Origin of the sequence: Streptomyces sp. R21 (genome assembly GCF_041051975.1) — a bacterium.
Classification (GTDB): Bacteria; Actinomycetota; Actinomycetes; order Streptomycetales; family Streptomycetaceae; genus Streptomyces.
Map to the genome: position 1 here is coordinate 1646926 of NZ_CP163435.1, position 12756 is coordinate 1659681.

Genomic DNA, 12756 nt, shown 5'->3' on the forward strand with positions numbered 1-12756 from the left:
ATGCCGCCGGGCGTGACCGGGAGTATCGGCGCCACCCGGTCACGCCCGGCGGCAGCGAGGCGGACGTCCCCGGAACTCAGCAGTTCGGCACCGGATCCGTCTCGCTGTAGATCGCGGTGTCCTTCATGAAGCCCAGCTGTCCGTTGTCGGCCTTCGTCATCAGCCAGCGGGTCGGGTGCGGTCCGCCGACCCAGGCCTGGCCGTCCTCCTTGCAGTAGAACCAGCTCGGGTTGGAGTACATACGGCCCACGATCACGTCGGGATCCGGGTACGAGTGGTTGTTGCCGATGATGCCGTAGACCGCTGCGCCCGAGACGTTGTTGCAGTACCAGTGGATGTTGTCATTGGTCCAGCAGCCCGATGCGGCGTGGGCGGACGGCGCCGCGACCGCGCCGAATCCCACGGCCAGTGCCGCCGTCGCCAGCGCCGCGCCGATCTTCCTCTGCATACGCATGTGTTCCCCCGGGTTGATCAAGGTGCATCGATGGACGAGGTATCTGACCATTCACTATGCCGAGCACGGACATCCCTGGTCGATCACTTCGATCCTGGTGGAACCGTGCTCGGGGCGATTCCGTGAGCGGGTGTCGATTTCCGCGATGGCCGTTCGTTTGAAGGGTGGGACGTCGGCAATGCGCCGGCGCGGGCGAAGGGACGTGAGGGTCATGGCCGAGGTGCGGACGCTGCTCACCGGGCGTGGACTGGTGGAGTCGCCGCGCTGGCACGGCGACCGGCTGTATTTCTCCGACTGGACCGCCGGCGAGGTCGTCGCGGTCGATCTCGACGGTCGGAGCGAGGTGGTCGCGCGTGTGCAGTCGCTGCCGCTGTGCACCGCCTGGACCCCGGACGGGCGACTGCTGATCGTCTCGGCGCGGGACGGTCTGCTGGTACGCCGAGAGGCGGACGGGACGCTCGTCACGTACGCGGATCTCGGCAGGCCGGGCTGGAACGACATCGTGGTGGACGGTCGCGGCAACGCCTACGTCAACCGCGGCGACTTCGATCCGATGGCCGGGGAGGCGTTCAGGCCCGGCTTCGTCCATCTGGTCACGCCGGACGGTTCGGTCCGCGAGGTGGCCGACGACATCGCGTTCCCCAACGGGATGGCGGTGACGCCGGACAACTCCACGCTGATCGTCGCGGACTCCTACCGGCACTGCCTGGTCGCGTTCGACATCGACGCGGACGGCGGTCTCTCCCACCGGCGCGTCTGGGCCGACCTCGGCGAGGGCACGCCGGACGGCATCTGCGTCGACGCGGAGAACGCCGTCTGGTACGCCGACGTCCCCCACCGGCAGTGCGTACGTGTCGCCGAGGGCGGCAAGGTGCTGCACACCGTCGACCTGGACCGTGGCGGCTTCGCGTGCGCTCTCGGCGGCCCCGACGGCACCACCCTCTTCATCGTGACCGCCGAGTGGCGGGGCATGACCGAGACCGAGATGGTGACCCCGGGCACCGGCCAGGTGCTCGCCACCGAGGTCGAGATCCCGGGAGCGGGCTGGCCGTGACGCCCACCGAGCGTGGGCGCTTGCGGCCGCCGCCCCAGGGGCGGCGGCCGTCACCGGCTAAAGAGCGGCGGCCACCTCGGTGCCCTGCTTGATGGCACGCTTGGCGTCCAGCTCGGCGGCCACGTCGGCACCGCCGATCAGGTGCACGCTGTGGCCCGCGGCGCTCAGCTCCTCGTACAGGTCGCGGCGCGGCTCCTGGCCCGTGCACAACACGATCGTGTCGACCTCCAGGACCTGGCTGGTCCCCTCGACGGTGACGTGCAGCCCGGCGTCGTCGATCAGGTCGTACTGGACGCCGGGGACCATGGTCACGCCGCGGTGCTTGAGCTCGGTGCGGTGGATCCACCCGGTGGTCTTGCCCAGACCGGCGCCGACCTTGGTGGCCTTGCGCTGGAGCAGGTGGACGGTGCGCGGCGGGGCGGGGCGCTCGGGCGCAGCGAGGCCGCCGGCGCCCTGGTAGTCCATGTCGACGCCCCAGGAGCGGAAGTACGTCGCCGGGTCCTCGCTCGCCTTGTCTCCGGCGTCGGTCAGATATTCGGCGACGTCGAAGCCGATGCCACCGGCGCCGAGAATCGCCACGCGGTCGCCGACCGGGGCGCCGTCGCGCAGCACGTCGAGGTAGCCGACGACGCTGGGGTGGTCGACGCCCGGGATGTCGGGGGTGCGGGGGCTGACGCCGGTGGCGACGACGACCTCGTCGAAGCCTGCCAGGTCCTCGGCGACGACACGGGTGTTCAGCCGTACGTCCACGCCGTGGTCCTGGAGCTGCGTGCGGAAGTAGCGGATCGTCTCGTCGAACTCCTGCTTGCCGGGCACCTTGCGGGCCACGTTCAGCTGGCCGCCGATCTCGCCCGCCGCGTCGTAGAGCGTGACGTCGTGGCCCCGTTCGGCCGCGGAGACCGCACAGGCCAGGCCCGCCGGGCCGGCGCCGACCACGGCGACGCGCTTGCGCCGGCGGGTCGGGGACAGGACGAGTTCCGTCTCGTGGCAGGCGCGCGGGTTGACCAGGCAGGAGGTGATCCTGCCGCTGAAGGTGTGGTCGAGGCAGGCCTGGTTGCAGCCGATGCAGGTGTTGATCGCCTCGGGGCGGCCGGCCGCTGCCTTGGCGACGAAGTCGGGGTCGGCCAGCATCGGGCGGGCCATCGACACCATGTCCGCGTGCCCGTCGGCGAGCAACTCCTCTGCCAGTTCGGGGGTGTTGATGCGGTTGGTCGTCACCAGCGGGATCGACACGGCGCCCATGACCTTCTTGGTCACCCAGGTGTACGCGCCACGCGGCACGGAGGTCGCGATGGTCGGGATGCGTGCCTCGTGCCAGCCGATGCCGGTGTTGATGATCGTCGCCCCGGCGGCCTCCACGGCCTTGGCGAGCGTGATCACCTCGTCCAGCGTGGAGCCGCCGGGGACCAGGTCCAGCATGGAGAGCCGGTAGATGATGATGAAGTCGTCGCCGACCGCCTCGCGCACCCGCCGCACGATCTCCACGGGGAAGCGCATGCGGTTCTCGTACGAGCCGCCCCAGCGGTCGGTGCGCTGGTTGGTCTGCCGGGCGATGAACTCGTTGATCAGGTAGCCCTCGGAGCCCATGATCTCGACACCGTCGTACCCGGCCTGCCTCGCGAGCCGGGCCGCGCGGGCGTAGTCCTCGATGGTCTGCTCGACCTCGTCGTCGGTCAGCGCGCGGGGCACGAACGGGCTGATCGGGGCCTGCATGGCGCTCGGGGCGACCAGGTCGGGGTGGTAGGCGTACCGCCCGAAGTGCAGGATCTGCATCGCGATCTTCCCGCCCGCGCCGTGCACCGCGGCGGTGATGGCGGCGTGCTCCGCGGCCTCCGCCTCGGTCGTCATCCTCGCCCCGCCCTCGACCGGCCGCCCGGCGTCGTTGGGCGCGATGCCGCCGGTGACGATGAGCCCCACACCGCCGCGCGCCCGGGCGGCGTAGAACTCCGCCATGCGCTCGAAGCCGCGCTCGGCCTCCTCCAGACCCACGTGCATGGAACCCATGAGGACGCGGTTGGGCAGCGTGGTGAAGCCCAGGTCGAGCGGGCTCAGCAGATGCGGGTAACGGCTCAAGGGGGCCTCCGTGCGGGGTGTCATGTCCTCTGTTGTAGAGGACGACTCCCTCCTTATGCAACTAGTTGCACAAGGAGGGGGGAGTGAAGCGAGTCACTGCCGCACGGAGACACTGCGGGCGCTCGGCCTACTGCGCGAGCTGGGGGTACAGCGCCGCCAGGTCCCCGGCCAGCCCCGCCTTGACCTGGCGCGAGACGTCGTCGGCGAGCACCTCGTGCGCTCCCGTCTCGATGCCGTCGAGCGCGAGCGCGGCGACCTCACGGGGGTCGGCCTTGGGCCCCTCGGCACCCGCCGCCAGGTCCGTGTCGACGTACCCGACATGCAGGCCGGTGACCGAGATGCCGCGCGGCTGCAACTCCAGGCGCAGGGAGTTGCTCTGCGACCACAGTGCGGCCTTGGAGGCGCTGTAGGACCCGCCGAGGGCCAGCCAGGACAGCACGGAGTGGACGTTGAGAATGTGGCCGCCGCCGCCCCGCTCGATGATCGGCGCGAAGGCACGGGTGAGCAGCAGCGGCCCGTAGAAATTGGTCTCGAACTCACGGCGTACGTCGTCGACCGGGGAGTCGAGGAAGGACGCGCCGACCGCGGCACCGGCGTTGTTGATCAGCACGGTGACGTCCTCGGCCAGGGCGGCCGCCGCTGCCACGGAGGCGGGGTCGGTGACCTCCAGCGCGACCGGGACGGCGTCCGGATGCGTCACGGTGCGCGGGTCGCGGGCCGTGGCGTAGACCTTGCCGGCGCCGCGCACGTAGAGCTCCTCCACCAGAGCCTTGCCGATACCGCGACTGCCGCCGGTGACGAAGACGCTGGCGCCCTTGAGTGCCGTCATGACTCTCTCCAGAACAGTAGGAAACCGATTGGTTTCCACTACGGTAAACCGATCGGTTTCGGCTGGCAAGCCCGCGCGGGCGGCGCCCGTCGCACGGGGAGCGGTCGGAGAAGGCATGTCAGTGCGCTGCGAGCACCGAACCGGTGCACGGGCAGGACACCTGTGAGCGTCTGCCGGTTCTAGCGTGGCGGCGCAGCTGCACCTCTTCCCGTACGCCGACGGCATACCCTCCACGGAAATCGAAGTCGCTAATCGAAGTCGTTCACCCCCGGCGGCCATGGCCGCGATGAGCTGGGTCGCCCTCACCGCGAACGCGCTCGGCCCGGCGAGCGGACTGCTCACCCGCGCCGTGCTGCACCGCCCACACGGCGCAGTGGAAAGGAAGTCGTTTGTACCGGCTGCTGAATGACGCGGTCCGCACCCTGGTACCGGCCGGCGAGGACCGGCACGGTCCGCTGCCTCCGCTGCTGCTGACCCTGACGGTGGTCACCGGCCTGGTCGACGCCGTGAGCTATCTCGCCCTGGGCCATGTCTTCGTCGCCAACATGACCGGAAACGTGGTCTTTCTGGGCTTCGCCCTCGCCGGCGCCGCCAACCTGTCCGCGCTCGCCTCCGTGGTCGCCATGGCCGCGTTCCTGATCGGCGCTCTCGCAGGGGGCAGATTCGGCACCCGGTTCGCGGCGCACCGCGGATACCTGTTGAGGACGGCCACGGCGGTACAGACGGTCCTGGCCGCCGTCACTGTGGTGGTCGCCGCGGTGACGGACGGCCGGGTCACCACCGGCGTCCAGTACACCCTGATCGTGTTCCTGGGCCTCGGCATGGGCCTGCAGAACGCCGTCGCGCGGCGCCTGGGCGTCCCGGACCTCACCACGACGGTCCTGACGCTGACCCTGACCGGGCTGGCCGCGGACTCCACCTCGGCCGGCGGCACGGCCCCGCGGCCCGGCCGCCGGATCCTGTCCGTGCTGGCCATGTTCCTCGGGGCCCTCGTCGGCGCCCAACTCGTCCTGCACGGCCATCTCGTCATCACCCTGGGCCTCGCTCTGCTGCTCCTCGCGGTCATCTCCGTGACCACCCACCGCCTCTCGACCGCCGAGGCCCCCTGGGCCCGACCGCAGTCCTGAAGCAGGAAACGAGCACGCGAAAAAGGGCCCTCACAGGCTCTCGCCTGCGAAGACCCTTCGCACCGTCGGGACGACAGGATTTGAACCTGCGACCCCTTGACCCCCAGTCAAGTGCGCTACCAAGCTGCGCCACGTCCCGGTGCGTTTCCCGCGGTGATCCGCGTGATCGCGCAGGACAACACTACCGCACGCCGGAGGCTGCCCTCATCGCCCTTTTCGCCCCCGTCCGCGTCACAGTCCCCGACTCCGACTCCGACGCGCCATGACGTCCTCCCGGACAACGCGCGACAATCACCGCATGAGTGTGAGCAGCACGGGAGGTACCAGCGGCGAGGGCACCGCAGCCGGACCCGGGCCGGACGCCGGGCGGGATCGCGACGCGGAGGGCCGGGCCCGCAGCTCCCGGCCTCGGGACGGACTGGGCAGGCCACTGCCGTACGGCAGCGAGGGCGTCGACCGGCAGCCGGAGGGCGTCGTCCGGGCACCGGAGGCGACCGTCGAGGAGGCCCAGGCCCTGCTGGCGGCGGGCAAGCCCTTCCACGCCCACGAGGTGTTCGAGGACGCCTGGAAGTCGGGCCCCGAGGAGGAACGTGGCCTGTGGCGGGGCCTGGCTCAACTCGCGGTGGGCCTCACCCACGCGGCACGCGGCAATGTCACGGGCGGCGCCCGGCTGCTGCGGCGCGGGGCCGGTGCCGCCGAGGAGTGGTGCGCGACGGCGGGGCGGGACCGCCCGTACGGCATCGATGTGCCCCATCTGGGCGCGTGGGCGAGGGAGTTGGCGGACGTTCTGGAGCGCGACGGGTCGGCGGTCGACGCGCGCTCCTGGGCGCCCCGGCTGGCCGGCGGGGACTCGGCCTGAGCGAGGGCGCGCGTAACGGAGACCGGAAAACCACGAGTGCGTCGGCCGCACCACCCCCCATCCCCCGGGTGCGGTGCGTCCGTTGTCAGTGGCGTGGGGCAGACTCGTGGCGTGCGAAAGATTCATGTCATCGGTATTGGCGCGGGCGATCCCGACCAGCTCACCCTTCAGGCGGTCAAGGCGCTGAAGAGCACGGACGTGTTCTTCATCCTGGACAAGGGCGAGGTGAAGTCGGACCTCGTGCAGCTGCGGCGTGACATCCTCGACGCGCACATACCGGACGGGGCGTACCGGCTGGTGGAGGCGCGCGACCCGGACCGCGACCGCTCGGCCGGGGGCTCGGCGTACTCGCCGGCCGTCGGGGACTGGCGCAGCGCCCGCGCGGACATCTTCGAGCGGCTCATCACCGAAGAGCTGGCCGAGAACGAGAGCGGCGCGTTCCTGGTCTGGGGCGACCCCGCGCTGTACGACAGCACGCTCGGGATCCTGGAGGAGGTCCTCGACCGGGGCGCGGTGGACTTCGCGTACGACGTCGTACCAGGCATCAGCAGCGTCTCGGCGCTCGTCGCCAAGCACCGCACGGGGCTCAACCGGGTCGCGCGGCCGGTCCAGATCACCACCGGCCGCCGTCTCGCGGAGGGCTTCCCGGAAGGCGTCGACGACGTGGTGGTCATGCTGGACGCCCACCAGACCTTCCGGCAGTACGCCGACGAGGACATCGACATCTACTGGGGCGCCTACATAGGCACGCCCGACGAGATCCTGGCGTCCGGCCCGCTGGCCGAGGCAGCCCCCCGCATCGAGCGGCTGCGCGCCGAGGCGCGGGAGCGCAAGGGCTGGATCATGGACACATACCTGCTGCGCAGGAATCCGCGCGGGTAACCTCGGGCGCCGCGGAGGCCGGCGCCGCGGAGGCCGGCGCCGCACGCCGGGCACCGCACGGGCTGGGGAGGGTACGCCGGTCGGGTCGTTCCGCATGCGCGCCACGCCCGCCAGTGTGAAAGTGGCGGATGTGACGACCACCCAGGAATCCGCGCCGCCCGCCGCCGAGGCCGCGGCGCCACCGGTGCTGGACAAGCGGCGCCGCAATGTCGTCTTCGTGACGATCATGCTGGGCATGCTCCTCGCGGCCCTGGACCAGACGATCGTGGGCACCGCGCTGCCGACGATCGTGTCGGACCTGGGTGGGGCCTCCCACATGTCGTGGGTGGTGACGTCGTATCTGCTGGCCGAGACCGTCGCGACGGTGCTGGTCGGCAAGTTCGGCGACCTGTTCGGCCGCAAGGTGGTCTTCCAGGCGTCGGCGATCATCTTCATCACCGGTTCGTTCCTGTGCGGCCTGGCCACCAACATGTCGCTGCTGATCGCCTGGCGGGCGATGCAGGGCATCGGCGCGGGCGGTCTGATGGTCACCGCGATGGCACTCATCGCCGACGTCATCCCACTGCGCGAGCGCGGCAAGTACCAGGGCGCGATCGGCGCGGTCTTCGGTGTGGCTACCGTCATCGGGCCGCTCCTCGGCGGTCTGTTCACCGACCATCTGACCTGGCGCTGGGCCTTCTACGTCAATGTGCCCATCGCGATCGTGGTGGTCTTCGCCGCTGCCCGCACCATCCCCGTGGTGAAGTCGGCGTCCCGCCCCGTCATCGACTACCTGGGCATCGCGTTCGTCGCGATCGGCGCGAGCTCCCTGATTCTGGCGACGAGTTGGGGCGGCAACGAGTACGCGTGGGGATCGGCCACGATCATCGGCCTGTTCGCGGGCGGAGTGATCGCCCTCGGTCTGTTCTGCTGGGCCGAGACGCGGGCCGCCGAACCGATGCTGCCGATGCGCCTGTTCGGGAACCCCGTCTTCACCGTGTGCTCGATCCTCAGCTTCATCGTGGGCTTCGCGATGCTCGGCGCGATGACGTTCCTGCCGACGTATCTGCAGTACGTCGACGGGGACTCGGCCACGGTCTCCGGCGTGCGCACGCTGCCGATGGTCATCGGCCTGCTCATCGCGTCCATCTTCAGCGGCAACGTGATCAGCAAGACCGGGCAGTACCGCTTCTTCCCCATCGTCGGCTCGCTGGTGATGGCGGTCGGGCTGTATCTGCTCTCGCTGATGGACCCGGACACCAGCGCGTGGCTGGCGTCGCTGTACATGTTCGTCCTCGGCACCGGCATCGGCCTGTGCATGCAGGTGCTGACGATCGCCGTGCAGAACACCGTCGACTACACCGACCTCGGCACCGCGACGTCCGGCGTCACCTTCTTCCGTACGCTGGGCAGTTCGTTCGGCACCGCCGTGTTCGGCACGATCTACACCAACACGCTGAAGCCGAACCTCACCGACGGGGTCAAGGACGCGGCGGCGACCGGCGCGGCGGATCCCGTCACCATCGCCAAGGCCTCGCAGAGCCCCGAGGGGCTGCACGACCTGCCGTCGGCGGCGGCCGCACCCCTCATCAAGGCGTACGCCGACACGCTCCAGACCGTCTTCCTCTGGACCGTCCCGGTCGCCCTCCTCGGCTTCGTCGTCGCGCTCTTCCTCAAGCAGGTGCAGCTGCGCGACAGCGCCCGGATGGGCTCGACGGACATGGGCGAGGGCTTCGCGTCCCCGTCCGGCGCCGATTCGCGGCGGGTGCTGGAGGCCTCCGTCGGGAAGATCATCGGCACTACGGAACTGGACACCACGCGCCGTATCGTCACCGAGTCGGACACCCGGCTCGACGTGGCGGGCGCGTGGGCCGTGATGCATGTGCACATGTTCACGAAGCTGGTCGGGCATGCCAACCTCGGGCTGATCGCCGCCAGCCACCACCTGCCGTCCGAGGTCCTGGTGCCCGTCTTCGACCGCATGGTCGACGAGGGTTACCTCACCCGGGAAGGCACGCTCTTCTCGCACACCCCGGCGGGCGAGCGCGAGGCGGAGATCATCGGTAACGCCTGGGGCAGCTGGCTGGCGCAGCGCGTGGAGGAAGACCTCGGCCGCCCGCCGGGCGAAGACCTCCGCGCCGCGGTCCACACCATGGCCAAACGCCTCCTGGCAGAGGACCTGGCCCAGGAGCTGCCGAAGCGCACTCCGGCGCTGGCGTCCAGCGCCGCCCAGTGAGAAACCCGCGCGCCGCACCGGGGGCGCGGCCCGCATACTCGGTCCATGTCACCCGCGCCGACCCGTTTCCATGACCCGCGCAGTACGAAGCACCACTTCGTGGACTCGGTCCTGGTGCGCTGTCCGAGATGCGAGCGGATCGCTCATGTCGTGCCGCGAGCGGACGCCGAACCAGGCGTGCGGCCCGGGATGTTCGACCCCCGGGGCCTCGCCTGCCGCGCCTGCGGGCTGTCCAGGACGTGGGCCGACCGGTCGGTCACGTTCTCGGGGGGCTCCCTCGCGCCCGCTCGTGACCCGTACTTCCGTCTCCCGCTGTGGCTCCAGACAGAGACCCGGCACGGCTGGTTGTGGGCGTACAACCTCGAACACCTGGAGCTGCTCCGGCAGTTCGTCGCGGCCTCGCTGCGCGAGCGGGATCCCTGGTACGAGCACGGCCGCAAGATGACCTATGTCGCCCGCCTCCCCGCCTGGATCAAGAGTGCCAAGAACCGGGACGAAGTGCTGCGCGCCGTCGACCGGATCCGGGCGACCGTCACGGGCTGCTGAGGCCCAGCCGGTCCAGTACGCCCGGGACGTCGGGGACCGCGGTCACGCCCTCCGGCAGTGGTGGGCGTCGTACGACCACGACGGGCACCCCTAGTTGCCGCGCGGCCGCCAGCTTCGGCGCGGTCGCCACTCCCCCGCTGTCCTTGGTGACCAGGACGTCGATGCGGTGCTCGCGCAGGAGCCCGGTCTCGTCGTCCGCCGTGAACGGACCGCGGGCGAGCAGTACCTCGGTGTGCGCGGGGAGCGGCGGCTCGGGTGGCTCCACGGAGCGTACGAGGAAGTGGAGTTCGGGCAGATCCGCGAAGGCCGCGAGGCCCAGCCGGCCGGTGGTCAGGAAGACGCGGCGGCCCAGCGGGGGCAGCAGCGCGGCGGCTCCGGCGAGGGAGTCCGCCATGTGCCAGCGGTCCCCGGGCCCCGGGCGCCAGCCCGGGCGGCGCAGGACCACGGCCGGGACTCCGGTCGTCGCCGCGGCCGCCGCCGCGTTGGCCGTGATGCCCGCGGCGAAGGGATGCGTGGCGTCGACGACGGCGTCCACCTCGTGCTCGCGCAGCCAGGCGGCCAGCCCCTCCGCCCCGCCGAACCCGCCGATGCGTACGTCCCCTGCCAGCGCGCCCGGGCGGGACACCCGGCCCGCCAGGGACGAGGTCACCCGCACGCCGGGGCGGGCCGCCAGCGCGGTGGCGAGTTCACGTGCCTCGGTGGTGCCGCCGAGGACCAGGACGTGCGGGGACATGGCGTCGAGCCTACGAGAGGGTCAGCGCAGCAGGAGCTGCACCCCTCCCACCACCGTCGCGGCGATCACCAGCTGTTCGAAGAGCCGCTGGTTGATCCGGGTCACCGCCCACTTGCCGAGGAACGCGCCCGGCACCACGAACAGCGCGAGTGCCGCGTCCAGCAGCAGCGAGTGTCCGTCGATCAGGCCGAGGCCGACGCTGAAGGGCACCTTGGAGACGTTGACGATCAGGAAGAAGAAGGCCGAGGTGCCCAGGAAGCCGAGCTTCCGGAAGCCCGCGGACAGGAGGTACAGGGACATCACAGGGCCGCCCGCGTTGGCGACCATCGTGGTGAAGCCGCCGAGGACGCCGTAGGAACGGGCCTTGATCCGGCCGGTGGAGGTCGTCACCGCGTCGGGTTCCGCGTCCTGGACCGCGGCTCGCCGACGCCACACCGTGACCGCCGCCATCAGCAGCAGGATCGCGCCGATCGAGGTCCGTACGGCCCCGTCGTCGGCCCACACGAGGAACAGCGTGCCGAGGACGACGCCCGCGGCGACCGCCGGGAACAGCCGCCACAGCGTCGGCCAGTGGGCGTGCCGCCGGTAGGTGAGTACGGCCAGCACGTCCCCGACGATGAGGACGGGCAGGAGTACGCCGGTCGAGGCGCGGGCGGGCAGGACGGCGGCGAAGATCGCGAGGCTGACCGTGTTGGCCCCGCTCACGGCGGTCTTCGAGAAGCCGACGAGCAGGGCCGCGGCGGCGAGAGCGGCGAACTCCCAGGGAGATATGTGCCAGAGCGTCATCGTGTTCATGCGGGAACCGATGCTAGGCGCACCTAACTCTCCGCGTCAGGAGCGTCTCGACAGGTGGCCCCTGTGCGGCGGCGGGGTCACATGTGGCGTACACCGGTTTTCCCCTTTCTCTCCTGGGCACCCGCGTCCCATGGAGTGGTCGCGGTGCGCCGCCCGCTCGGGGCAGCACCCCGATCCGTGACAGAGCTCGGGGGTGCGGGGCGGAACCCCATGCGAGAAGCGCACCGCACCGCTCCGTACGCCAGGAAGCAGCACAAGGACGACGGACGGCACAAGGAGGACGCCAGCATGGCGATGGTGAAGAGCACGCTCTCCGATCACGCCCGAAAGGTCACCGGGGACGCGCTTCAGGACACCCTCGTGGATCTTCTCGGACTCTCGCTCATCGGGAAGCAGGCCCACTGGAACATCGTGGGTCCCCGGTTCCGCACGATTCATCTCCAGCTCGATGAGGTGGTCACCGCGGCCCGCAGCTACGCCGACACGGTGGCGGAGCGTGCGGCGGCCCTCGGTGTGCCGCCCGACGGCCGCGCCGAGACCGTCGCGCGCAGCGGCACCCTGCCCGGCCCGAAGGACGGCTGGCTGGAGGACACCGAGGTCGTGGGCCTGCTCGTGGAGGCGCTGGAGGCGACGATCCGGCGGCTGCGGGGACGCATCGCGGCGACCGAGGAGTCCGATCTCGTCTCCCAGGACCTGCTGATCGGCATCACGGCCGAACTGGAGAAGCAGTACTGGATGTTCCAGGCCGAGAACCGGCCGGTGCACGGCTGAACGGCACACCACGACAAGCAGGACGAGCAGGACGAGCACGACGAGCACGACGAGCACCGAGATGAGAGGGGCACAGGATGACCGACGCCCTTGAACTCGACGCGCTGTGGGAGGAGTTCCACCACGCGGTGAACATGACCTCCCAGGAGCTCGCGGCCCGGCTGCGGGTCAGCGACGCCGCCGAGGAGACGGAGCCGCTGCCCGACCAGGCGGGTTCGCCGACCTGGCAGCACGTCCTCGCCATCCTCCAGAAGAGGCGCACGGACCTGACCGACGACGACATCCGCACCATGTACGAGGTCGTCGACACCGTCACCGAGCAGCGCGACGAGGAGAACGAACCCGCGGCCGACGACACACGCCGTCGGCACCACCTGATGGCGCTGGGGCACGACCCCCTCAAACCGCCCCAGTAGTA

The 12756-nt window shown here is 70.8% G+C and carries 14 protein-coding genes and 1 tRNA gene; 9 read left to right on the forward strand and 6 right to left on the reverse strand.

The annotated features are described in order from the left end of the window. Window positions 1-76: 76 nt before the first annotated feature. Window positions 77-448 (reverse strand): hypothetical protein, encoded by a 372-nt coding sequence (locus AB5J56_RS07660; protein ID WP_369231320.1) that lies wholly within the window; start codon window positions 446-448, stop codon window positions 77-79. A gap of 217 nt (window positions 449-665) precedes the next feature. On the opposite strand from AB5J56_RS07660, the gene AB5J56_RS07665 reads away from it, so the two are divergent. Next, entirely contained in the window at window positions 666-1508 is an 843-nt protein-coding gene (locus AB5J56_RS07665; RefSeq protein ID WP_369231322.1) for an SMP-30/gluconolactonase/LRE family protein, read from the forward strand. A 57-nt stretch (window positions 1509-1565) separates the two neighbouring features. Here the strand turns inward: AB5J56_RS07665 and AB5J56_RS07670 are convergent, their stop codons facing one another. Both AB5J56_RS07670 and AB5J56_RS07675 read right to left on the reverse strand, forming a co-directional pair. Then, window positions 1566-3581: an FAD-dependent oxidoreductase gene (locus AB5J56_RS07670; RefSeq protein WP_369242429.1), complete on the reverse strand. Its 2016-nt coding sequence runs from the start codon at window positions 3579-3581 to the stop codon at window positions 1566-1568. Between the two features lie 127 nt (window positions 3582-3708). Then, on the reverse strand, window positions 3709-4410 hold the full coding sequence (locus AB5J56_RS07675; RefSeq protein WP_369231324.1) for an SDR family oxidoreductase: 702 nt from the start codon (window positions 4408-4410) through the stop codon (window positions 3709-3711). Between the two features lie 184 nt (window positions 4411-4594). Here AB5J56_RS07675 and AB5J56_RS07680 point away from each other — a divergent pair, with 184 nt between their 5' ends. Both AB5J56_RS07680 and AB5J56_RS07685 read left to right on the forward strand, forming a co-directional pair. After that, a complete protein-coding gene (locus AB5J56_RS07680) occupies window positions 4595-4819 on the forward strand; it encodes a hypothetical protein (protein ID WP_369231326.1) in 225 nt (74 codons plus the stop codon). Further along, window positions 4800-5537, forward strand: a complete 738-nt coding sequence (locus tag AB5J56_RS07685) for a YoaK family protein (RefSeq protein ID WP_369231328.1) — start codon at window positions 4800-4802, stop codon at window positions 5535-5537. The genes AB5J56_RS07680 and AB5J56_RS07685 overlap by 20 nt, the downstream gene beginning before the upstream one ends. A 65-nt stretch (window positions 5538-5602) precedes the next feature. On the opposite strand, the gene AB5J56_RS07690 is transcribed toward AB5J56_RS07685, so the two are convergent. Continuing rightward, a tRNA-Pro gene (locus AB5J56_RS07690) sits at window positions 5603-5676 on the reverse strand. Window positions 5677-5835: 159 nt separating this feature from the next. Here AB5J56_RS07690 and AB5J56_RS07695 point away from each other — a divergent pair. The 4 genes from AB5J56_RS07695 to AB5J56_RS07710 all read left to right on the forward strand — a co-directional run bounded on the left by AB5J56_RS07695 (window position 5836) and on the right by AB5J56_RS07710 (window position 10039). Beyond that, entirely contained in the window at window positions 5836-6396 is a 561-nt protein-coding gene (locus AB5J56_RS07695) for a DUF309 domain-containing protein (RefSeq protein ID WP_369231330.1), read from the forward strand. 111 nt (window positions 6397-6507) lie between these two features. After that, window positions 6508-7278, forward strand: coding sequence for a precorrin-6A synthase (deacetylating) (gene cobF, locus AB5J56_RS07700; RefSeq protein WP_369231332.1), 771 nt, complete (start codon window positions 6508-6510; stop codon window positions 7276-7278). A 130-nt stretch (window positions 7279-7408) separates the two neighbouring features. After that, window positions 7409-9493 carry an MDR family MFS transporter gene (locus AB5J56_RS07705; RefSeq protein ID WP_369231334.1) on the forward strand — a complete coding sequence of 695 codons (2085 nt, stop codon included), beginning with the start codon at window positions 7409-7411 and terminating at the stop codon, window positions 9491-9493. A 45-nt stretch (window positions 9494-9538) separates the two neighbouring features. Then, window positions 9539-10039: a hypothetical protein gene (locus AB5J56_RS07710; protein WP_369231336.1), complete on the forward strand. Its 501-nt coding sequence runs from the start codon at window positions 9539-9541 to the stop codon at window positions 10037-10039. Here AB5J56_RS07710 and AB5J56_RS07715 read toward each other — a convergent pair. Further along, entirely contained in the window at window positions 10026-10772 is a 747-nt protein-coding gene (locus AB5J56_RS07715) for a cobalt-precorrin-6A reductase (protein WP_369231338.1), read from the reverse strand. The two genes, AB5J56_RS07710 and AB5J56_RS07715, sit on opposite strands and share 14 nt — an antisense overlap. Window positions 10773-10793: 21 nt before the next feature. After that, window positions 10794-11567 (reverse strand): sulfite exporter TauE/SafE family protein, encoded by a 774-nt coding sequence (locus tag AB5J56_RS07720; protein ID WP_369231340.1) that lies wholly within the window; start codon window positions 11565-11567, stop codon window positions 10794-10796. Window positions 11568-11855: 288 nt separating this feature from the next. Between AB5J56_RS07720 and AB5J56_RS07725 the strand changes: the two genes are divergently transcribed. Next, entirely contained in the window at window positions 11856-12338 is a 483-nt protein-coding gene (locus AB5J56_RS07725) for a Dps family protein (protein WP_369242431.1), read from the forward strand. A gap of 77 nt (window positions 12339-12415) precedes the next feature. Then, a complete protein-coding gene (locus AB5J56_RS07730) occupies window positions 12416-12754 on the forward strand; it encodes a DUF3140 domain-containing protein (protein WP_369231342.1) in 339 nt (112 codons plus the stop codon). Window positions 12755-12756: the final 2 nt, after the last annotated feature.